Annotated in this window: 21 protein-coding genes and 1 tRNA gene; 14 read left to right on the top strand and 8 right to left on the bottom strand. The window is 27.3% G+C overall.

Annotated elements, in window-relative coordinates:
- Position 1: 1 nt before the first annotated feature.
- The 5 genes from IPP08_06205 to IPP08_06185 form a co-directional block, all read right to left on the bottom strand.
- Positions 2–748: a hypothetical protein gene (locus tag IPP08_06205; GenBank protein ID QQS67752.1), complete on the bottom strand. Its 747-nt coding sequence runs from the start codon at positions 746–748 to the stop codon at positions 2–4.
- A 144-nt stretch (positions 749–892) separates the two neighbouring features.
- Complete coding sequence (locus tag IPP08_06200) at positions 893–1,702, bottom strand: carbohydrate ABC transporter permease (GenBank protein QQS67751.1); 810 nt, start codon at positions 1,700–1,702, stop codon at positions 893–895.
- Complete coding sequence (nadD, locus tag IPP08_06195; GenBank protein QQS67750.1) at positions 1,699–2,313, bottom strand: nicotinate (nicotinamide) nucleotide adenylyltransferase; 615 nt, start codon at positions 2,311–2,313, stop codon at positions 1,699–1,701. The genes IPP08_06200 and nadD overlap by 4 nt, the downstream gene beginning before the upstream one ends.
- Positions 2,297–2,983, bottom strand: a complete 687-nt coding sequence (locus IPP08_06190) for a TIGR04282 family arsenosugar biosynthesis glycosyltransferase (protein ID QQS67749.1) — start codon at positions 2,981–2,983, stop codon at positions 2,297–2,299. The genes nadD and IPP08_06190 overlap by 17 nt, the downstream gene beginning before the upstream one ends.
- A gap of 6 nt (positions 2,984–2,989) precedes the next feature.
- On the bottom strand, positions 2,990–3,763 hold the full coding sequence (locus IPP08_06185) for a fumarylacetoacetate hydrolase family protein (protein ID QQS67748.1): 774 nt from the start codon (positions 3,761–3,763) through the stop codon (positions 2,990–2,992).
- 195 nt (positions 3,764–3,958) lie between these two features.
- On the opposite strand from IPP08_06185, the gene IPP08_06180 reads away from it, so the two are divergent.
- The 14 genes from IPP08_06180 (at position 3,959) to metG (ending at position 19,743) form a co-directional block, all read left to right on the top strand.
- A tRNA-Ser gene (locus tag IPP08_06180) sits at positions 3,959–4,040 on the top strand.
- Positions 4,041–4,124: 84 nt separating this feature from the next.
- A complete protein-coding gene (locus IPP08_06175; GenBank protein QQS67747.1) occupies positions 4,125–4,706 on the top strand; it encodes a hypothetical protein in 582 nt (193 codons plus the stop codon).
- Positions 4,703–5,491 (top strand): Nif3-like dinuclear metal center hexameric protein, encoded by a 789-nt coding sequence (locus IPP08_06170; GenBank protein QQS67746.1) that lies wholly within the window; start codon positions 4,703–4,705, stop codon positions 5,489–5,491. Before IPP08_06175 ends, IPP08_06170 begins: the two co-directional genes overlap by 4 nt.
- A 13-nt stretch (positions 5,492–5,504) precedes the next feature.
- A complete protein-coding gene (locus IPP08_06165; GenBank protein QQS67745.1) occupies positions 5,505–6,224 on the top strand; it encodes a hypothetical protein in 720 nt (239 codons plus the stop codon).
- Positions 6,225–6,358: 134 nt separating this feature from the next.
- On the top strand, positions 6,359–6,970 hold the full coding sequence (locus tag IPP08_06160; protein ID QQS67744.1) for a molybdopterin-dependent oxidoreductase: 612 nt from the start codon (positions 6,359–6,361) through the stop codon (positions 6,968–6,970).
- 38 nt (positions 6,971–7,008) lie between these two features.
- Positions 7,009–8,229, top strand: coding sequence for a pyridoxal phosphate-dependent aminotransferase (locus tag IPP08_06155; GenBank protein ID QQS67743.1), 1,221 nt, complete (start codon positions 7,009–7,011; stop codon positions 8,227–8,229).
- 43 nt (positions 8,230–8,272) lie between these two features.
- Complete coding sequence (locus IPP08_06150; GenBank protein ID QQS67742.1) at positions 8,273–9,427, top strand: aminotransferase class V-fold PLP-dependent enzyme; 1,155 nt, start codon at positions 8,273–8,275, stop codon at positions 9,425–9,427.
- 138 nt (positions 9,428–9,565) lie between these two features.
- The gene (locus tag IPP08_06145) at positions 9,566–10,063 is read left to right on the top strand and encodes an Lrp/AsnC family transcriptional regulator (GenBank protein QQS67741.1); all 498 of its coding nucleotides are present in this window, start codon (positions 9,566–9,568) and stop codon (positions 10,061–10,063) included.
- 20 nt (positions 10,064–10,083) lie between these two features.
- Entirely contained in the window at positions 10,084–11,421 is a 1,338-nt protein-coding gene (gene glnA, locus IPP08_06140; protein QQS67740.1) for a type I glutamate--ammonia ligase, read from the top strand.
- A 268-nt stretch (positions 11,422–11,689) separates the two neighbouring features.
- Positions 11,690–13,696: a T9SS type A sorting domain-containing protein gene (locus tag IPP08_06135; GenBank protein QQS67739.1), complete on the top strand. Its 2,007-nt coding sequence runs from the start codon at positions 11,690–11,692 to the stop codon at positions 13,694–13,696.
- 35 nt (positions 13,697–13,731) lie between these two features.
- Positions 13,732–15,084 carry a 4Fe-4S binding protein gene (locus IPP08_06130; protein QQS67738.1) on the top strand — a complete coding sequence of 451 codons (1,353 nt, stop codon included), beginning with the start codon at positions 13,732–13,734 and terminating at the stop codon, positions 15,082–15,084.
- 58 nt (positions 15,085–15,142) lie between these two features.
- A complete protein-coding gene (gene nadC / locus IPP08_06125; protein ID QQS67737.1) occupies positions 15,143–16,000 on the top strand; it encodes a carboxylating nicotinate-nucleotide diphosphorylase in 858 nt (285 codons plus the stop codon).
- Positions 16,001–16,088: 88 nt separating this feature from the next.
- Positions 16,089–17,441 (top strand): HlyC/CorC family transporter, encoded by a 1,353-nt coding sequence (locus IPP08_06120; protein ID QQS67736.1) that lies wholly within the window; start codon positions 16,089–16,091, stop codon positions 17,439–17,441.
- A gap of 97 nt (positions 17,442–17,538) precedes the next feature.
- Positions 17,539–19,743 carry a methionine--tRNA ligase gene (gene metG / locus IPP08_06115; GenBank protein ID QQS67735.1) on the top strand — a complete coding sequence of 735 codons (2,205 nt, stop codon included), beginning with the start codon at positions 17,539–17,541 and terminating at the stop codon, positions 19,741–19,743.
- A gap of 57 nt (positions 19,744–19,800) precedes the next feature.
- On the opposite strand, the gene IPP08_06110 is transcribed toward metG, so the two are convergent.
- From IPP08_06110 to IPP08_06100, 3 genes are all read right to left on the bottom strand, one after another.
- The gene (locus IPP08_06110; GenBank protein QQS67734.1) at positions 19,801–20,433 is read right to left on the bottom strand and encodes a hypothetical protein; all 633 of its coding nucleotides are present in this window, start codon (positions 20,431–20,433) and stop codon (positions 19,801–19,803) included.
- An 18-nt stretch (positions 20,434–20,451) separates the two neighbouring features.
- A complete protein-coding gene (locus IPP08_06105) occupies positions 20,452–21,003 on the bottom strand; it encodes a sigma-70 family RNA polymerase sigma factor (GenBank protein ID QQS67733.1) in 552 nt (183 codons plus the stop codon).
- Between the two features lie 181 nt (positions 21,004–21,184).
- Positions 21,185–23,845: a penicillin acylase family protein gene (locus IPP08_06100; protein QQS67732.1), complete on the bottom strand. Its 2,661-nt coding sequence runs from the start codon at positions 23,843–23,845 to the stop codon at positions 21,185–21,187.
- Positions 23,846–23,860: the final 15 nt, after the last annotated feature.

Here is a 23,860-nt window from a genome sequence, read left to right as displayed (position 1 = left end):
ATTATAATGAAAATCTAAATGATGAATTAAGAGAATAGATACCTAAATCTGAATTATTAGATTTATTAATTGGATAAATTCCAAAATTAAATAATAATTCTGGAGACCATTCTACAGTATTACTGAGTCTGTAAATCAAGCCATAACCTAATCTAAATGCATAATGTAAGTTTACAACTTTTGGAACTTCTGAATTAATTTTGATTTCATTTTCCATATTCTTGAATTTGCAATTTTTACTAGAAAAGAATCTTGATACCTCGTAATTGCTATTAATACAATATGAAGTTACAAACCCTAAAGTAAAATAATTATCTGATAATCTTAATTTAATAGAAGGTGAAAATGAAATATAATCTAAGTTAACTTTAAAAGAATTATTTGTATTTGATAAAATTTTTGTAGAATCACTCTTATAACAAAATTCTTCAACAATTCCACTAGAATTAAAATTTGATTTTATATAACTTAAACCAAACAGATATGAAAAATTAGAATTTAATGGAACTTCTAATTCTGAATTAAAATTATAACCAATGCCTGAAGACGAACCATAAATATCATATTCACCAGAAACTTCACCTATATCAAAAGGAGAGTTATCTAAAAATTTATCATTGAAATAATTTGACAAATTAATCCCTGCTGAAATACTTAACAAATAATTTGGAGTATTAGTTTTTTTTGAAGGTGTTAATACATCTGAAAATTTTTGAGAATACAAATCATTCTGCAATAATAAATTCAATAATAATATTGAAAATATTAATATTTTAATTTTTACTAGATATAAGTATTTATTATTATTCAAATTCATGTTCAAAACCTTTGAAATATGTTACTAAAATTCTGGATAATTAAAGTATTAAAATTTAAAATTAACAAATAAAGGTTATCCTTTTACTGCACCATCAGTCATTCCTTGAATTATTTGTTTTTGGAAAATAATAAATAGAATAATTACTGGTATTACAGAAATACTTGAACCAGCCATTAAGTGCCCCCAATCGACTGATTGGTTACCCAAATAAAAAGTTAATCCAACGGTTAAGGTTCTCATTGATTCATCATTGGTAAACAAAAAAGGATACAAAAATGAATTCCAAATGTTTAAAAATTGAAACACTCCTAAAACAATTAATGCAGGTTTTGTAATTGGAAGTATAATTTTAAAAAGTATTCTCCAATCTCCTGCACCATCAATTTTTGCAGCATCCTCCATATCAACTGGAATATTTTCAATATATTGTTTTAACAAAAAAATACCAAATGGAGTAACTAAAATTGGAATAATTAATGCCCAATATGTATTTATTAAATTGAAAGAAGCCATCATTCTATATAAAGGAATCATAACTACTTGTTGAGGTATCATTAAAACTCCAATAACACTAATTTCAAGTAAATATTTAAATTTAAAATTCCTTCTTGCTAATGCATAAGCAACTGTTGAACAAAAAAATACATTTCCTATAGTAGAAATTATTGAAATAAAAAAGGAGTTAAAAAGATAAATTCCAAATGGACCTGATGTTAAAACATCTCTATAATTTTTTAATGAAAATCTCCCTTCAAATAAAGTAAAAATTGAAGTAAAATCGGATGTACTTTCTCTTACTGAAATTAAAATCATCCATAGAAATGGGAAAAGCATTCCTAAAAGAACTAAACATAAAATTAAATGTAAAAGAATTTTTTTCATGAGTTAAGATACAATTTATTTTCATTAATGTATTTAAGCACTTCATTAGGTACAAGATTATTAATTGGTAAAAAATGTTTGATTTTATCCCTTATCAAAGAAGAAGATACATCTACTTTGCAACCTTTTATTTCTTTATACTTAATATTAAAATTATTATAAACTGAAGAATCTCTTTCAAAAACTCCAATTTCAATAAGACTTAACATCTCTTTAAAATTGAACCATTTATCAAAATTAATTAAAGAATCATTTCCAATTAATAAAACAAATTTTTTTTTTGGAAAAGTAGATTGAAAATATTTAATTGTATTAATTGTGTAACTAATATTTTTACTTTTAATTTCAAAATCTGAAACAAAAAAATTAATATAATTCTTTAAAGTTAATTCTATCATTTTAAATCTATGAAAGTCATCTAGAATTAATTGATCAGATTTAAAAGGAGATAAATAGTTTGGAACAAATACAACAGCATCAAGATTTAAAGAAACAATGGAATTTTTTGCAAGTTCAATATGTCCATTATGTAAAGGATTAAAAGTACCTCCAAACAATCCAATTTTATTTATAATATCTTGATTAAAATAAGGGTTATTTATTAAATTCATATTTATTGTTTAACAATTCTAAATAATTTTTAGTCAATGAAAACTTTAATAAATTCTTATGAGACCAAAGAGTTTTTAAATCCTGATAATCATCAATATCATACCATCTTTTACCAATGTAAAAACTAATATTTAACTCATTACATTTATCAATAGTGTTGTTTAGTAGAGTATCTGTACTAAACATCAAACTTTCATTAAAAATCTCGGAATGAAATACAGATGATCCTACACAATAATAACCCCCATCATCTGTTTCACCAAAAACAACATCATAATTATCTAGGTTGTTGAAACAATCGGTAAGGTATGAAATTGGTAATGTAGGTGAATCGCTTCCAATAACAATAACTTTTTGAAATCCATTATTTAAAGTATCAGAAATAGCATTTGAAATTTTATCTCCTAAACTATTACCTTTTTGAAATCTGATTTCATATTTATTACAAGAAATATTTTTAAAAACTTCCAAATCATTGAAATTGTCTAAATATATTTCCTTTTCAACATTTTCTATTTGGTCATATAATTCTAATGAATCTAATAAAAAACATTTGTATAATTCACATGCTTCATCAAAACTCAGAGGTGGAACAAGTCTTGTTTTTACATATCCTGGTTTTGGATATTTACAAAATATAATTAGTTTTGACTTTAAATTAACATCCACAATATTTTAGATTACATTTAGAGAACAATCGCCTACAGATTCTACAACTGTACTTACTAAATCACCATGCTTAACTGAATGAGCCGCAGTAGCGCCTCCAGTAAGTATCACAAACCCCTTTAATAATACCAAATTATTTTTTTCTAACATCATTGATAACTCACAAAGTGAGTTTATAGGATCTTCTAATACATCTGATGTATTACCAACCTCAACATCTTGATTGTCGATTTTAAGAATTATTTTAAGATTTGCAAGTGAACTTTTACTAACTTTAATTCTTTCATTTCCTAATACAAATTTAGTTGCTGATGTATTATCTGAAATGACATCTGGCAGAGTAAACTTGAAATTATTGAACCTACTATCAATAACCTCAATTGAAGAACAAGCATAATCAATTACATTTAAGGCTTCATCATAACTTAAAATTTTTGTAACATCATCTTTTAAAATTAAAGCAATTTCAGGTTCAACTTTAGGATGAATTTGATTTGTAAGTGATAAAGTTGAATCAGTTTTTAGCATCATTTTACTAGTTAAAAACCCATAAATTGGTTCGGTAACATTCATTTGAATCATTTTTGCTTTAGAAGTTAAACCCATTTTCATTCCAATAAGTTTGTTCTCAATTAAATGTAGTTTTTTTAACTCTTCTTGAATTAAGTATGCATCACTAATACTTAAATTCGGAAAATCTTCAGAAATCATTTTGCAAGTAGTTTTATCTAAATCATTTTGATATAAAAATGTTGCAATTTTTTGGAAATCAATTTTCATTTAAATTTTTAATACAAAAATAACTTACTTTTCCTTAAAAATAAAAAGTAGTATTAAAACAACTTTAAAAGTTGTTATTTAAGATATTTATATTTATTGATCTCTATATTAAGTTTTAAAAAATTCAAAATAATTACTCAAATTTTTTTCTAATTAAAGTAATATCATTATATTTGTATTGAAATTAAATCATATGGAAGATTCGCATAATGGTATTGCAGCAGTCTTGAAAACTGCCGGGGTAATTCCCATGAGAGTTCGAGTCCCTCATCTTCCGCTTAGTTAAATTTTATTAGCGCACACTACTTTGTAAAAGTCAATCAAAGTGTGTGCTTTTTTTATTAAATCCAAATTTCATAATATGAAAAATCTAATAATTTTATTAATAATTACAATTTGTTTAAATGGTTGCTTAACAGTTGAAAATAAACAATACACTTATAAAATTAAACCAGATGGTTCTGGAAGCGCATCAATTTTATTTATAGGTATTTCATCAGCTGATGAAGATTCAACTGATAAATCTTTAAAAGATTATGGTGAATTGATTGATGATTATTACAATGGCTCTAAATTTGAAAACGAACATCCAGAATGGATTAATGTAAAAAAATCTCTTAAAGTTGAAAACAATAAGTTAGTTGGAGAAATAACTTTTGATTTTAATAGCCCTGAAGCAGTTGGTTTGTATAGATACAAAGAAAAAGGTAATTGGATGTATTATGTAGGAAATTTTGGAATGTTCAATCAAGAAAAATTAGATACTATTGATTTGAATTCACGAAAGGAAATTACTTATGGTGGAGAAAAAATGCCAGTATTATTTTGGGATGAAAAGCAATCTTCAATTACTTTTAAAACTATAGCTACTGATAAAGAGAGAAGTTATAAATCATTATTGCCATTATATAAAAAAATTGGTGATAAAAAAAATCGTAAATGAAAATTTTAGAATTCATTAATAATTTATCAAAAGAATTACCTTTAAGTCTTGCTTTGTCTGATGATCAAGTTGGTTTTCAATTGTTTCATTATAATAATGAATTAACAAAAATTTGTGTTTGTTATGAAATAAATGATGAAATTTTAGATATTATTTGTAAAATTAATCCAGAATTATTAATAGTCTTTCATCCATTAATTTATAAACCAATAAAAAATATAGATCTTTCAGACAGAGTTGGTAGAGCATTAATTAGATTGATTAAAAATGATATAGCTTTATATGTTCTACATACTGCTTTTGATTCTTATATTCATGGAACAAGTTATTTACTTGCAAAGGAAATTGGATTATTGGATATTGAACCATTAGATGTAAATATAGATAATTCAAAATACGGTATGGGTATAATAGGGAATTGGGTTAATGGTGGTGATATAGAATATTTTGTAAATGTGCTACATGAAAAAAATGGTTTTAAATTTATTAGATATACAAAAAATTACGTTTCAGAGATTAAAAAAGTTGCTATTTTGGGGGGGAGTGGTATTAGCTACTACAAAAAAGCTATAATAAAAGGGGCAGATGTATTTATTACTGCTGATGTAAAATATCACGATTTTGTGGCTTCAATAGATGGAATTGGCATAATTGATTTAGGGCATAATGAATCAGAAAAATTTGTATCAATTGGAATGAAAAATTTAATTGATAAATTGAATGATAATTCATTTGAAGTAAATATGATTCAAACAGATACAAATCCTATTAGATATAAAAACTAAAACTAAGATAAAAATGGAAGGCAATTTATTAGAATCTTTAAGAAATTTACTAAAACTTCAACAAATTGATTCTGAGTTAGATGATATTAATGAAACAACCGGAGATTTACCCGATGAGATAAAAAAACTTGAAATTGAAGTGAGTTATTTGAATGAAAAAGTAAAAATTACTGATAGTAAATTAACTGAATTACGTTCAAATAGAACAAATGCTAATATTACAATACAAGAGCTAAAAGATAGGTTAATTAAATTAAATGATAAATTAGCAAACGTAAAAAATAATAAAGAGTATGATGCTTCAGTTTCTGAAATAGAGTCAGCTAAGAATGATATTAATAACTTTGGCAGATCGTTATCAGTACTTGATTCAGAAGAAGTATCATTAATGAGGGAAGTTGAGAACTTAAGAAGAGAAATAGAAGAAAAAAATGAATTTTTAAATGACAAAGTAAGTTCTTTATCAGATTTAACAAGTGAATATGCAAGTGAAATAAAAAGTTTAAAAAGTAGTCGTAAAAAATTAATTCCTAATATTGATTTAAGTACTTTAACAAAATATAACCATATCAGATCTGCATGTAATGATGCGGTTGTAAAAGTTAAAAAAGGTTCTTGCTCTGGTTGTTACAGAGCAATCACTCCACAGATATTAGTTGAAGTTAGAAAATTTGAAAAATTATTTCCTTGTGAAAGTTGTGGTAGATTATTGATTCCAGAAGAAATTGAATAAATTTATTTTAATTATAAAATCGGGCATTTATTTAATGTCCGATTTTTTTTTATAATTATCATAAATCAATTACTAATTATCAATTTCAAGAGTTTAAGTTCGTTATATCTTTGTAAACTAAAATAAACTTTAATATGTTTTCAAAATCTGATAATGAAAATCCGATCCTTAATAATTATGGATTAACTAAATTACCCCCAGGTCAGTTGTTTACTGATAAATTTCCAGTTTTAACATATGGAGCAACTCCATCGATTATTCTTGATAATTGGAAGTTTGAAGTTAGTGGATTAGTAAATGAAAAATTGGAATGGAATTGGGATGAATTTAAGCAATTACCTATGCAAAATCTAATTGCTGATTTTCATTGTGTTACACATTGGTCAAGGTTTGATGATGTTTGGTCTGGTGTTATGTTTAAAGATTTTTGGGATATTATAAAAGAAAATGTAAATCCCAAAGCTAAATATGTTATGCAACATGCTTATGGTGGATATACAACAAATCTTCCAATTCAACAGATGATTGATGAGGATGTAATGTTAGCACTTAAAGTAAATGATGTTAGTTTAGAATCACAACATGGAGGACCATTGAGAGTTTTTACACCAAAAAGATATGCATGGAAAGGGGCAAAATGGGTAAAAGGATTTGAGTTTTTAGAAAATGATAAATTAGGATTTTGGGAACAAAATGGATATAGTAATTCTGCTAATCCTTGGAAAGAAGAAAGATATTGGGATTAAAGTAAAAAAGTAAATAAATTTTATTTATAATTATTAAAATGATTAGGGAGAAAAAAAATATTGATGCTAGTAGAATTTCTAATAGAGCACAATCAATTGAAGAATCTATTACATTATCAATTGCTGATAAAGCAAAAAAAATGTGTTTAGCCGGGATTGATGTAATTTCACTTTCAACCGGAGAGCCAGATTTCCCAACCCCAGATGTTATTAAAGAAGCTGGTATCAAAGCTATAGAAGATAACTTTACTAAATATACTAGTGCAAATGGAATTCTAGAATTAAGAGTTGAAGTTGCAAAAAAATTAATCAATCAAAATAATATTCAAGCAACTGAAAATGATGTATTGATTAGTGCAGGAGGTAAACAAGCATTAATGAACTCACTATTTGCAACTGTTAACGATGGTGATGAAATAATTATTCCTTCACCTTATTGGACTTCTTATCCTGAAATGGTTAAGTTAGCTGGCGGTATTCCAGTTATCCTTAAAACAACTGTAACAAATAATTTTAAACTTACAATTGAAGATTTGTATAATTGTATTACTCCAAATACAAAAGGAATAATATTAAATTCTCCATGTAACCCAACAGGTACAATTTACACTCAAATAGAATTAATTGAAATCTCAAAGGTAATTGAGGAAGTTGGAATTTATGTATATTCAGATGAGTTATATGAAAATATAATTTATAATAATAGCAAACATTTTTCTATTGGATCATTAAGTAATGTAAAAAATTATGTAATTACAATCAATGGTTTGTCTAAAGCTTATTCAATGACTGGATGGAGAATGGGTTATGTTCATGCACCAAAAGATGTTTTAAATGCTTGTGCAAAAATTCAATCTCAATCTACTTCACATCCAAGTAGTATTTCACAAAAAGCTGGTTTAGCTGCTTTGAAGTATGCAAATAATGATGTTGAAATTATGAGAGTTTCTTTTGAAAAAAGAATGAATCTAACAAAGGAATTATTATCAGATATTCCTAAAATAAAATTCAATACACCAAGTGGAGCTTTCTACTTCTTTTTTGATATATCAAAATATTACAATAATAATTTTAACTCAAGTTTTATTGTTGCTGATTATTTATTAAATGAATTTAAAGTTGCAGTTATTCCTGGAAGTGCATTTGGTGATGATAATTCAATTAGAATTTCTTTTGCAACCTCTGAAGAATGTATTATTGAAGGAATTTCTAGAATTAAAAATGGTTTACTTTCTATTATAGAATCAGAAAATAAATAATATTTATGGTTTCTTTCATTTCAAATTATTGATTAATAATATAATGAATCTTACTAAAGTAGATTTTCTTTTGAATGATAAAGTTGTATTTTTAAATCATGGTTCCTTTGGAGCTTGTCCCAAAGTAGTATTTGAAGAATATCAATATTGGCAAAGAGAACTTGAATTACAACCAGTCGAGTTTATTGGAAGAAAACTTCCTGAGTTGCTTAAATGGTCAAGAGAAAAATTATCAAACTATATTTGTTGTAATCCTGAAGAAGTTGTATATATAACTAATGCTACTGAAGGAGTAAATATTATTGCAAGATCTTTAAAGTTTAAGAAAGGTGATGAAATTTTATGCACAAATCATGAATATGGTGCTTGTGATAGAACCTTTGAATTCTTATGTAACAAGACAGAAGCAACTTACAAAAAAGTTGAAATAAATTTACCACTCACTACAAAAGAAGATTTCCTAAAAAAGTTTTTTAGTCAAGTTACAAAAAATACTAAGCTAATTTTTGTATCTCATATAACATCTTCAACTGCTTTAATTTTACCAGTGAAAGAGATTTGCGACAAAGCAAAAGAATTAGGAATTCATACATTAATTGATGGAGCTCATGCACCTAGCCAAATTAAATTAAATCTTAAAGAAATTGACCCAGATTTCTATACAGGTAATCTTCATAAATGGCTATGCTCACCAAAAGGTTCAGCCTTTTTATATGTAAAAAAATCCTTGCAAAATTTAATAGAACCATTAATAGTAAGTTGGGGTTGGAACCCTATTATTAAAGGTGAAAGTAAGTTTATTGATGAACTTCAATTTAATGGAACTCGAGATTTCGCATCATATTTATCAGTACCAAAAGCAATTGATTTCCAAAAAGAACATAATTGGAATATTGTAATTAATGATTGTTATAATCTTGTTTGTTATGCTAGAAAACGAATGTCTGAAATTCTAAATGCTAAAATTATTTCACCTGAGTCCAAAGATTGGTTCTTACAATTTGCAGCTGTATTGTTACCAATAAACATTGATGGTAAACATTTAAAAAATTATTTATATGATGAATTTAAAATAGAGATACCAGTAACAGATTGGAATAAAAGACAACTATTAAGAATTTCTATACAAGTTTATAATACAAAAAATGATGTTGACATATTGTTAAATGCTTTAGAAACTTATATGAAAAAAATTTAGTTTTCTTTAGTTTATTTAATTTATTATAAAGCAATCATTAAGTTGATTGCTTTTTTTTTATTTTGCATAATGTTTGTGTAACTTTAAATAATTTTGTATTTTTGTACAAATACCTAATAAAATTAGGTACTCGCAAATATGAAACTATCTACAGATCTTGATAATATAGATATAATTATCCTATCACTTGTTCAAAAAGAGGGAAGATTACCATTAACAATAATAGCAGAGAAAGTTGGATTATCAACTCCTGCAGCAAGTGAAAGGCTAAAAAAGCTTGAAGAAAGAGGAGTAATATCTGGATATTTTGCTAAACTAACAGGATTACAATTAGGTTTAGATATAACAGCTTTTGTAGAAGTTAGAGTTGACTCATCATCCCATTACAAATCATTTATAAAGCAAGTCTTAGCAAAAAATGAAATTTTAGATTGTCATGCAATAACAGGAAATGCTTCTCATTTGTTAAAGATAAAAACAAAAAACACAGCGACACTAGAAAAATTGTTGTCTGATATTCAAAGGTGGCAAGGTGTTGTTAAATCTCAAACATCTTTAGTTTTATCTACACATAAAGAGACATTATCTTTACCATTAGAATTTGTAAAAGAAACAATAATAGATAGAAATAAATAATTTCAGAAACAATTTATTTTATGAACAAAACACAAGTACTTAAACTTGCAAAACAACACAATGTAAAATTTGTAAATTTACAATTTACAGACATTGTAGGTACATTAAAAGCAGTAACAATTCCTGTTTGGAAATTAGAAGATGCGATTGAAAGTAATGTTTGGTTTGATGGATCATCAATTGAAGGTTTTACTAGAGTTCATGAAAGTGATATGTTTCTTAAACTAGATTTAGAAACATTTGCAGTAATCCCATGGACATTAAATTCTACCAATGGGTCAAGAGCTAGAGTTATTTGCGATGTATTTATGCCAGATGGTAGCCCATTTGAAGGGGATCCTCGAGGGATTTTGAAAAGGCAATTAGAAAGAGTTAAAAAAATGGGTTATGTATTTAATGTTGGACCTGAATTAGAATTCTTTCTCTTAAAAAAAGGTGCTGATGGTAAATTTACAGGTTTACCACATGATCAAGCTGGGTATTTTGACCAAACTTATGATCAAGCTATGGATATAAGAGAAGAAATGACTTTAGCTTTAACAGCATTCAATATTGATGTTGAAGCTTTACATCATGAAGTTGCAATTGGTCAGCATGAAATTGACTTTAAATATTGTAATGCACTTGCAGGAGCAGATGCATCAGTAACATTGAAATGGGCTTTTAAAAATATCGCTCAAAAACATGACTTACATGCTACATTTATGCCAAAACCCATATCTGGTATAAATGGATCAGGAATGCATGTTCATCAATCTTTGTTTACTAATGAAGGAAAGAATATGATGTTTGATAAGAAAGGTACTTATTCATTAAGTAATTTTGCACAACAATTTATTGCAGGTCAATTACATCATATTCAAGCCTTGAATGCTATTATTAATCCAACAGTAAATTCTTATAAAAGATTAGTTGTTGGTTACGAAGCACCAGTAAATGTAGCTTGGGGACAAAAGAATCGTTCAGTTCTTATAAGAGTTCCAAGATATACTCCTGGTCGTGAAAAAGCTGTTAGAGTTGAAATACGTTGTCCGGATCCAGCAGCAAATCCATATTTAGCGTTTGCAGCATTATTAGCAGCAGGTTTGGATGGAATAGAGAAAAAAATGACTCCTCCTGATCCTGTTGAAGACGATTTGTTCCATATGACACAAGATGAATTAAAAAAGAGAAAAATTGGTTCTGTTGCTCCAACTTTGTATGATGCTCTAGAAGCTCTAAAGAAAAATGATGTCATTCGTGGTGCAATTGGTGATTTTTCATTTAGTAAATTTTATGAAGCAAAAATGAAAGAATGGGATGAATATAGAATTCATGTTTCAAATTGGGAATTAGAAAAATATTTAGAAGTACATTAAATCTAACATTATTTAATAACCTCACAAAGTCATATTAAATTGACTTTGTGAGGTTTTAACTTTTTTTAAAATTTCTATTTTTATTCATAGAAATTTGTACAATCTATTTTTTATATCAAGTTTTAATTAACATGAAAATTAAAATTTCTTTTATTATACTTTTTGAAGATTATTACTCAAAAATTAATAAAATAAAATTGTGTAAAATCATTTAATTATTTTACTCAAATTTTGAGTATATTGTTAATATATAATTTAATATTTATTTATGAAATTTCTATTTTACTTTTTGGTACTTTTTGCAATTGCAAATTCCCATTTATTAGGGCAATCAACTGACACAATAAAAGTACTATCTCACAAAGATGTAATTATTCAAACAGATCCTTCGAAGGGTTCTACATCTTATCCTCAATGGGTTAACTTTCCCAAAAAAGGAATAAATTATAGGAGAGTTATTGGCTATTTAACTTTTGAATGTCCACCAAATTTAAATTGTGGAGAATGGGACTATGGTAACCATATTTACATTGGTAAAAAAGGTGGAGTAAATGGAGAAAATGTTAATTGGGAAATTGGAAGATTTATCACTCCTTATGGAAATTATTGGAAAAAAGGAAACGCCTTCAAGCATGGTTGGTATTATGATTTTACTGACTTTGCATTGTTGTTACATGATAGTGTTGAAATTATATATCAACATTCAGGATATGAAGCAAAAGATGATAGAGGTTGGAAAATTAATTTAACTTTTTATTGTATAGAAGGTACTCCAATAAGAACCCCTATATCAATTACTAATTCTGGTTATACAGGATTTTCTTATGGAGACCCTAATAAATCAATGGATTCAATCTTACCTGAAAAAAATATAAAACTCCAACCTGAAACTAATTCATTAAGATTGTTAGTTACACAAACTGGTCATGGAAATGACAAACCAGATGGATGTGGTGAATTTTGTGGTAAACTTAGAACTATTTTATTTGATAAGAAAAAGATAAATGATAGATTCATTTGGAGAGAATGTGGGTTTAATCCTTTATTCCCTCAAGCTGGAACTTGGTTATATGATAGAGCAAACTGGTGCCCTGGAGCTTCTGTTCCTGCTGATGTTGTTGATGTAATGAATTTGAAAGGAGGTACAGAGCATTCCTATGATGTTGATATGGAAAAATACGTATCAACTGCTTCAACTGGGAATTATGATTTTTCTTTGTTTTTAATAGAATATAGTAGACCACTTTCTAATGTTGATGCTTCAATTGAGGCAATTGTAGCTCCAAGCAAAGAGTATGAATATTTAAGACAAAATCCAATTTGTGGTAATCCAACTATAATTATAAAGAACAATGGAAATGAAAATTTAACTTATGTAAATGTTAAGTATGGTTTAAAAGGAATTAGAAAAGCAAGTTTTAAGTGGAAAGGTAATTTAAAGTTTGGAGAATCAGATACCGTTAAATTAACAGAACCATTTAGTTGGGCATCCAATATAAGAGTTTTTGAGGTTGAATTAGTAAGTGTTAATAATCCAAAAAATGATCAAAATTTATCTATAAATCCTGACTCATCAATTGTTGATGAATATTTAAAAGATAATGTTATGACCAGTACTTTTGATGAAACTCCAGTATTGCCTGGAAAAATAATAATTCTTTTAAAAACAAATAATGCTGCAACTGAGAATTATTATTATATAAGAGATGCTGTATCTGGAGAAATATTGTTTGAAAAGAATAATTTAGAAAATGTTACAACATATCGTGATACAATAGATTTGCCAAGTGGTAAGTGCTATAATTTTGAATTTTATGATGATGGTCCTCCACCTAGCAATTTCCCTTTAAATAAAGATGGATTATCTTGGTGGGCAAATACTAATGATGGTGCTGGATATGTTCGCATTTTAAGTAAAGATAATAAAACAATTAAAAATTTTCAGGCTGATTTTGGAACAAAGTTTTTTTATCAATTCACTACAAATGTTTCATTAGATGTTAAGGATTTTCCAGTTGAAAAAAATAAATTTTTGTATGTATTTCCAAATCCTAGTTCAGATAAATTTAATATTGAGTATTTTTTAAATGATTCCAAAGGAGGAAACTTAGAAGTGTTTGATTTAGTTGGAAATAAAGTTTTCTCTCAAACTTTAATTGAAGATGATAAAACTATTGAAATTAATTTATCATCATTAATTAAAGGGAATTATATTTTAAAAGTTAAGCCTAATAATGGGACTGAAGAAATAACAAAAAAAATTGTTATTTTATAAAGTTGATTTTATAAACATAAACTATTTTTTTATACATGAATCATGATGTCAGTTTTCAATTAACAGGAGATCCTACTTTTAATTCAACAAAAATTCAGAAAGTTGCATTAATTCTGATAGGTATTGGAAGTGCATTTATTTTTTCAGCTCTATTTGGGTTAGGAAGTGTTTATCCAGTTACTTGTTTTGTAATTGGGTATGGTGGTTTGATAATTGGAGGTATGTTATTCATTTTTCAAGAATTTAAAAATAAAATTCCTGGAATTAAAAATAATGGTGTTATGTTCAATTCAGCAACTGCTAAAGGAGCTTTTAGTTGGATTTTAGGGATTTTTTTAACTACATTTTATATAATACTTTATTGGTTTGGTGATAAACTTTCTAGTTTAAATATGACATTAGATTGGTTAAGTTTTTTAATTCGAAATAAACCGTCCGATCAATGGTTCTTATATGGCGTATGCTATTCATTAGCAGTATTAATAATGGGAATTAGAATGATTCTTAAATACAAGCATAGTCCTTATCAAATCAGGCGGACTTTATCAGTAATGTTTTTTCAATTATTTTTTGCATTCTTAATTCCTCATTTATTAGAATTGTTTAACCAAAAGGAGTTTTACTTTACATATTTTTGGCCATTAAAATATCAATATTTTTTTCCAAACGATATTAAAAGTATTTCTGAAAGTGGTGGATTAGGAGTATTTATGGTTAGGTGGTCAATGGCAATGTCATTTATTGGAGTACCAATTTTAACATATTTTTTTGGTAAAAGATGGTATTGTTCTTGGGTATGTGGTTGTGGTGGCTTAGCTGAAACTTTAGGTGATCCATTTAGACAATTATCTGATAAATCTGTTAAAGCTTGGAAAATAGAACGATGGATGATTCATACAATTTTGTTAATAATTATAATTACTACTACAATAGTATGGATAAATTCTGCAACTAAAGGTTCTTTGCTTGAAGATGCATCAGATTTATCAAGTAAATGGTATGGATTTTTCATTGGGTCGTTGTTTAGTGGAGTTATTGGTGTTGGGTTTTATCCCATTATGGGTTCTAGAGTTTGGTGTAGATTTGGTTGTCCTCAAGCAGCGATATTAGGAATAATTCAGAAGTATTTTTCAAGATTTAGAATAACTACTAATGGAGGACAATGTATATCTTGCGGTAATTGTTCAACTTATTGTGAAATGGGAATAGATGTTAGATCATATGCTCAAAGAGGTGAAAATATAATACGATCTTCTTGTGTTGGATGTGGTATCTGTTCAGCTGTCTGCCCTAGAGGTGTTTTAAATCTTGAGAACGGTCCAATAAATTCAAGGTATAATGGAGAACAATTAACAAGTAATTACAAATTAAATAGTCATATTGATTAATCGATAAAATTTCTATCTAATTTAATTCAATATTTATGTTTTTCTAAATTTAACTAAAATGAATTCCAATAGTTATAAAGACTTTGATTTAAATTTTCTAATAAAAACATCATTAAATGAAGACATACAAACTGGTGATATTACGGGTTTATCTTGTATAGATGAAAACTCTAAAAGTACTGCAATTTTATTAGTAAAACAAAACGGAATTGTTTGTGGTAAAGAAATTGTAGATAAAATTTTGCAAAAATTTGATGAAAATATTTCTATTAAATGGTATATTAATGATGGAGATTTTGTTGTAAGTAAAACAATTATTGCAGAATTAAAAGGGAACACCAGATCAATTTTAACAGTAGAAAGAACTATATTAAATTTTTTTCAAAGAATGAGTGGAGTTGCAACTTTAACAAATTTATATGTTGAAAAAATTGCTCACACAAAAGCAACTATTTTAGATACAAGAAAAACAATACCTGGTTATAGATATTTAGATAAATATGCAGTTAAATGTGGTGGTGGTACTAATCATCGTTTTGGTTTATACGATATGGTTATGATAAAAGACAACCATATTGCTGCAAACAAATCAATAAGTAATGCTGTATTTAGATGTGTAGAATATTTAAATAAATACAAACTTCAAATTCCAATTGAAGTTGAAACAAAAAATATAGAAGAGGTAAAGGAGGCATTAGATTGTAATCATATTCAAAGAATTATGTTTGATAATTTTGATTTAAATACCTTAAATGTAGCAGTTCAAATTGTTGATGGCAAAAAGGAGACTGAAGCTTCTGGTGGAGTCAATTTAAATACAATTAAAGATATTGCAGAAACAGGAGTTCAATTTATTTCAGTTGGAGCTATAACTCATTCAGCACTTGCTTTAGATGTTTCATTAGACCTTATATAATTTAATTTGTTTTATGAATAGTATAATCAATTTTATGTTCTTTATGTCGGTAAAAACCGACTTTTTGAGTTTAATTTTTTAATTTTTAATGGACGATACATTTAGTAGTTTTATTCTAACTGGTTCAATGATACTTATTAGTGCATTCTTTGTTGCTGCTGAGTTTGCTTTTGTAAAAGTAAGACCATCCCAATTAGAAATTAGAGCACAACAAAAAAAGAGCAAACCAGCAATACTTGCTTTAAAAATAATACGTGAACTTCAAGATTATTTATCTGTTGCTCAAATTGGTATAACTGTTACATCATTGGTTTTAGGCTGGGTTAGTGAACCATTGGTAGCTAAGTTAATTTCGAGTTTAGTTTATTCTATAGGTATTAATATTTCTGAGGTATTATTGCACACTATTGCCACACCCATTGCATTTTCAATTGTTACTTTTATTCACTTAATTTTTGGAGAACTTGTCCCTAAATCAATTGCAGTTCAATTTTCAGAAAATGTTGCAATTGCATTTGCTTACCCTTTATACTTGTGTCATCTGTTTTTTAAACCAATTGTTTGGTTATTAAATAAAGTTTCATCCGCTGTATTAAGACTTTTTGGAATTAAAGGTATTAATGATTTTGAACATGCACATTCAGGTGATGAGTTAAGATTGTTACTTGAACAAGGAAAAGAAGAAGGAACAATTGAACAAGAAGAACATGAGTTAATCGAAAATGTTTTTGAATTTGGAGAAAAAAGTACAAAAGATATTATGGTTCCAAGAACAAATATAGTATCCTTAGATATTGAAACTCCTGTAGAAACTTTAATAAGGCAAATGATTGAGAATGGATATACTAGAATGCCTGTGTATAAAGATTCTTTAGATGACATTGTGGGAATTGTTTATTCTAAAGATTTAATTGCTTTAATGGAACATAGAAATCTGATTATAATTCAAGATTTGTTAAGACCAGCATATTGCGTTCCAGAAACAAAACCGATTAAAGACTTAATGAGAGAATTTCAGAAAACTAAAAATCACTTTGCAGTTGTAATTGACGAATTTGGAGGAACTGCAGGCTTGATAACAATGGAAGATATACTTGAAGAATTAGTTGGTGAAATTCAAGATGAATATGATGATGAAGTTTCAGGAGTTGAAAAAATTGATGATAGAATTTTCATTATAAATGCTAGTTTATCAATTAGTGATGTAAATGAAATGTTAGAGGGAATTGAATTACCAGAAGGAGAAGACTATACAACAGTTGCAGGATTAACAACAAAATGGTTTGGACATATCCCCGAAGCTAATGAAACTTTAGATCGTGATGGAGTTAGAATGACAGTTTTATTAACTCAAAACAGAAGGGTTTTAAAAGTTAAAGTTGAAGATCTTATAGTTGAAGTTTTTAATAATGGAATTTCGGCTTTTGATGAAAATAAGTAGATTTAATTTATAAAAAAATAAGGACAAGTTGTAAAAGTTAACTTGATATGTAACTTTTTTAGCTTGTCCGAATTGTATTGAATAAGAGATTTATAATATGATAAATAATAAATTTAAAAGAACTTTAATCACTAGTGCATTACCATATGCAAATGGATATATACATTTAGGTCATTTAGCAGGAGCTTATTTAGCGGCAGACATTTATACTAGGTACTTAAGGTTAAATAATGAAGAAGTAATTCATGTAAGTGGTAGTGATGAACATGGTGCTCCAATAACTATTTCAGCAGAATTAGAAGGAGTATCTCCAAATGTCATTATTGATAGATATCATTATTCCAATGAAAAAGCACTAAGGGAATGTGGTATCGATTTTGATATATTTGGAAGAACTTCTTGGACTGAACATCATAAAACAGCTCAAGAATTTTTCTTAGATTTTTACAAAAAAGGTTTTTTTGTTGAAAAAGAAGAACAGCAATTTTATGATGATTTTGTAAATAAATTTTTACCAGATAGGTATGTTGAAGGAAATTGTCCAAATTGTAATTCAGAAGGTGCTAGAGGTGATCAATGTGATAGTTGTTCTGCAACCTACAATCAAATTGAATTAATCAATCCTATTAGCAAACTATCTGGAAAAACACCTATACTAAAATCTACAAAACATTTTTATTTTAAACTAAATGATTTTCAAGAAAGGCTTGAAGATTATGTTGAATCCCATTCAAAAGATTGGAGAAAGCATGTTTTACAACAAACTAGAAGTTGGTTGAAGCAAGGTCTTGGAGAAAGGGCTATGACTAGAGATTTAGATTGGGGAATAGATGTACCAATTGTAGGATATGAAGGTAAAAAATTATATGTTTGGTTTGATGCCCCATTTGGATATATATCTAATACTAAGGTATATTGTAAAAATTTAGGAAATGAGAATGATTGGAAAAAATGGTGGCAATCTGATGAATCTAGATATGTGGCATTTATTGGAAAAGATAATATAGTTTTTCATACTCTTATTTTTCCAGCAACTTTAATGGCGAGTAATGAAGGAAATAATGATAAATATATTTTACCTAATAATGTTCCTGCAAATGAATTTTTAAATCTTGAAGGTAAAAAATTTTCTAAATCAAAAAATTGGGGAATTGATTTGAAAGATTTTTTATTGGAATATCCACCTGATCCATTAAGGTATATGATAACTGCAAATATGCCAGAAAATAAAGATAGTGATTTTACTTGGAATGAGTTTAAATCTAGGAACAACAATGAACTTGCAGATATTTTCGGAAATTTTATAAACAGAACTCTTCAATTTACTTTTAAGAATTTTGATGGCAAAGTACCGAAGCTTGTTGAAAATGAAAAGGAATCTGAACTTATAAATATAATAAATCAAGACTTACAACATGCTATAACAACTGAGCAAGATAAAACTGCAATTGCTGAGTTTTTATATCCTAAGTATTTAAAATATTTTAATGAAATTGATATTAATGCATTGATTGAATTAGCTTATTCAACAACATTAATAGGAAGTATGTATAATCAATTCAGGTTTAAAGATGCATTGTTTGAAACTATGAATTTAGCAAGGACAGCCAATAAATATTTTAATGATTCTGAACCATGGAAAACTTTAAAATCTGATTTTAAAGTATGTTCAGTAACATTAAATATATGCATTCAATTCATAAAATCATTATCAATTCTGTTTGAACCAGTTATTCCATTTACTTCAAAAAAAATATATAAAATGCTTAATCTTAAGCTACTCGAAAAAGATTTTAATATTTGGAAATATGCAAGTGAAATTTCTATTCAATCTGGACATGAATTAGGAGCTCTTGAAATATTATTCCCAAAATTTGATGAAGAAATGGTTGTAAAAGAAATTTCTAAACTAGGATTAGGTTCAGAACCAATAAAAACTGAAAAAAAAATTGATTTAAAACCAGAAATTGACATAACAGAATTTCAAAAATTGGATTTAAGAGTAGCTAAAATTTTATCAGCAGAAAGAGTTAAAAAATCTGATAAATTAATAAAATTACAAATTGAGATTGGTGATTTAAAGAAACAAATTTTAGCTGGAATTGGAAAAAAATATGATCCTGAATTTCTTATTGGAAAAAAAATAATAGTTGTTGCAAATTTAAAACCAACAAAGTTGATGGGGGAGTTATCTGAAGGTATGTTGTTAGCCGCTAATTCATTAGATTCTTCAGCTCCACCAACATTAATTACAATTATTGAAGATGATAACGAAGTTTTAGATGGATTTGTAATTAAATAAAATTAAAATAAAAGAAACCCCCTTATCATATAAATAATAAGGGGGTTTAACTATTTTTTAAAAAGATTTTTTTATTGTTGTATTTGGATTTGGAATTGAATAACCACTTTTCTTTTTTAATTTATGAGTTGGTTCTTTGTAATTATATTCTCTAACTTTAGATTTTGAAATTACTTTATTTAAACTAGATTTACTTTTAATATTAGTTAACTCATTTGTTGCTTTTTTAATAGGTTTATCAATTATTGGATTATCTATTGTAGGCGTTTTGATTAAAGGAACTTCATTAACTTTTACTTTAGGAACTGGATCTGCAATATGTTTTTCAATATTTTTAGGTTTATCACTAAAAAATCCAAAATACAAGGCTGTACCTACTGCGCCAGTAAGAATAGTTCCGCCAATCATTCCCATTTTTCCTGTTATCCAAGAAGCAGTTTGAGAACCACCAGATATAACTGTTAATGCTCCAGCAGATAAAGCTGCTGCTAAAACAGCTTTATCTAATTTCTCATCTGTATCAGTAGAGCCTGCATCCTCCATCATCAAAGTTTCCACTTTGCCATATTCTTCATACATTGATTTAGCCTCTGTATTATTACTAATTATAGTAGTTAACTCATACTCTTGTTCTGTTGATAGAACCTCCTCATAGTGCCCAATAATTAATTCTTCTAAGGTCATTTCCATTTATATAATTTGATAAAATTAATCTTTAAAATAAGGTGACAAAGATTCGTGTAACTTTTGTTTTGCTCTAAAAATTCTAACTTTAACAGTAGCTAATTTAGTTTTAGTCATTTCAGCAATTTCCTCATAACTAAATTCATTATAAACCCTTAAAACCAAAACTTCTCTTAAATCATCTGGTAGTTTTTCAATTGCTTCCTTCAATAATTCCGGTGTTTGATCGTATTCCTGAGCTTGAACAATTCCTGCTTGACCTTCTGTAATATCATCAATAGAAGAATGTTCTACTCTATCTCTAATAGCATTTAAACATAGATTCCTTGCAATTGAGAACAACCATGCAGAAAAACTTCCAGATATAAAACTATCTCTTTTAGTAGAAACTCTAACAAAAATTTCTTGAAATAAATCTTCTGCTGTTTCCCTATTTCCAATCATCTTTAAACAATATGAGAATACTCTTCTTTTGAATCTAGTATATAACTCAACAAATGCTTTTTGATCTCCAGCTTTATATTTATCTATCAATTCCTCATCAGAATATCCATCAAAAATATTATTTTTAGTCATTAAATATTAAGTTGGTATAAATATTAAAACACATTTTAATTTAAAAAGTTTCAATTTAGAATTAAATATAATTTGTTAATATTCATATTGTTTCTAATTTTTTGGAAATGAAATTTTAAAAATTAACTTAATTTAAAAATCAGTAGTATTGAATTATGATAACAAAAATAAAATACAAATATTATTTAATTGGAAATAATCTAATTGTAGAAACTATATTATCATTACTTGGTGGGATACTACCTAAATTTAACAAACCACCAGCACTCCATATAACAGATTGATTCTTATAAAAATTACTCAAAGGTTGTCCGCTTGATCCAGTTGAAACAATATTATGAATAAATGTGGTTGAATCTGAAAAATCAACAACTAGTCGCATAGTAGCTCCAACTCTTACTTGAAATGGATTGTTAAAATCCCATTCTGCATTTGCTAAAGTTGTATTGCAACCTCCTAAATTAAAAGGCCCAATATCAACAATACCATTTAAGGCTTTTTGTTCATGAAATGTATGCCTCATTATTAAAGTATGAAAATCTCCAAATTTCCAAGTTGTAATTTGCCAATTAGAATAATATCTATTTAATGAATCTAGGGCTTGACTAAATGCTTTTCTAATAATATCATCCCGTGTTTCTTTAACAGTTGTATGAATATTATCAAACCATATAGAATTTGTTAAACAAGCTTCTCTTAACGCTTTGATAGGGCTTTGAGCCATATAAACATATTGTGAAAATAAAGTATCTCCCAATTCATCTTTGAATGTTAACTCAACCATTTTCTGAAACCATTGAGCAATAATTGCCGCTTCAGGAGATTCAGCAGACATAGATCCATTCCAATTTCTTAATAATTTCAATGCATCTTTAACAGCAAATCCTTGTTTTAAACTATCTGGGAATGCTCTTAAAAGGAAATCATTCATATAAAGCATTTGAGGTGAGTTTATATCAGTTTGCATTTGTCTAACTCTAACTAAATTAAAATTTTTCCCATCTCGCATTAATTGAGCTAATCTAATTGCCCTTGATGGATCTTCCCACAAATCACTTATAGCTGGAAATTTTGTATCATTAGTAACTTTATTATTAGCAGTTGCTATATAACCAGATGGTGGATTAACTAACATTGGAATAGCTGTAAATGGGTATTCACCTTTCCAATCGTATTTACTATCATTCCCTTGATATGGTAATATGGATTTTATTCCAGTATATCTAATTGGTATTTTGTAAGATGGAACATAAGCAATTGTTCCTGATGAACTTGCATAAACAAAATTTAATCCTGGGCAACCACCTAACTTAACAGCTCCAACAAACTCATCTAAATTTCTAGCATTATTTATCCATTGAAATGCTGAAATATCTTGAGATACATTATTTCCTTGCCATTTCATTGATATTAAATTTTTACTTAGAATGGAATTTTTATTTTTTTTAAAGTAGGGGAAATCTATCTGATATTTTGAGCTAAATGGATTACATTCAGAAATAATTGGACCATGTTTGGATATTCTAATTTCAAATGGAACACTTAATGTATCCTTAACCTTTATTGTATCACTTAAAACTTTTAATGGTTCTCTTTTTCCATCGTAAATTACATAATTCTTCATTAAAGAATCTTTTTGTTCAATATAAAAATCAGTCTCATCTGCCATCATGTTTGTTATCCCCCAAGCAATATAATTATTTCTACCAATAATTACAAACGGTACACCTGGTAGTGTAACCCCAGCTAATCTATCACCTTTATATGCAATAATTATTTGATACCATTTTGATGGAGCTGAATGTTGTAAATGTGGATCATTTGCAAGAATTGGTTTTCCACTAGATGTTCTAGAACCACTTAAGACCCAAGAATTTGAACCTATATGTGCTCCATCAATACCGATGAATTTTCTCAAGTTTCGGTCAATTGAAATCAACTCATTTAAATCATTTATATTGATAGAATTAAAGGATACTCTTTTCTTATTCTTTTTACTAAAATTATTTACTTTTGTAGAATTTTTTGAGTTGAATTTTTTTGTTGGATAAGTTTCTTTAAGTAAAGAATCCATTTTTGCTTTAGACATTAATTTTAATAACTTAGCTGAATCAGGAACTACAAAGTTAGACACTGAGTCTCTAATTCGAATTGAATCTAATAAAGGTTCAGGGAACTGACCTCCAGGTATAATTGTTGGTGCATAGCTTGGATAGTAAGGAATTATATCATTAAACCTAACTGAATCAACTTTGGATTTAATTTGTTCTAAAACTAAATCATTCCAAAATGATGTATTTAGTTCCCATGCTAATAATCTGGAAATCAATATAGAGTGTAAAGGGGTCCAAGGTTCTAATTCATAATTTAAAACATCGAACTCAAAAGGTCTTTTACCTTTGTGAGATAAGATATATGAATTTACACCTTTACAATAAGCTCTTAATGCTTGCTTTGTCTTTTCAGACATTGCATTCCATATATTTATTGATGTAGTTTTAAAACCTACTGTCCTTAAAAATATATCATACCCAATTGTTTTAGATCCAAACAATTCTGATAACCTTCCTTCGCCAGCTCTTCTCATTATCTCCATTTGCCAGAGTCTATCTTGTGCGTGAGCATAACCTAATGCAGAGATTGCATCTAAATCATTTTCTGCAGTTATATAAGTTATACCATCTTCATCTCGATTAATTACTACTTCAGCTTTTAAATCTAATATTCTATCTTTTGTTTCACCATCTGAAATAAAAGATTTTCTTACTGATGATAAAGTTAACAAAAAAATACAAACAATTAGTAAAGTACCAACTAATAACCCACCAATCCATTTTTTCATTTACAATTTCTACTA

It is taken from the genome of Chlorobiota bacterium (assembly GCA_016700335.1).
Classification (GTDB): domain Bacteria; phylum Bacteroidota; class Ignavibacteria; order OLB7; family OLB7.
This window is presented reverse-complemented; position numbering and strand designations above follow the sequence as displayed.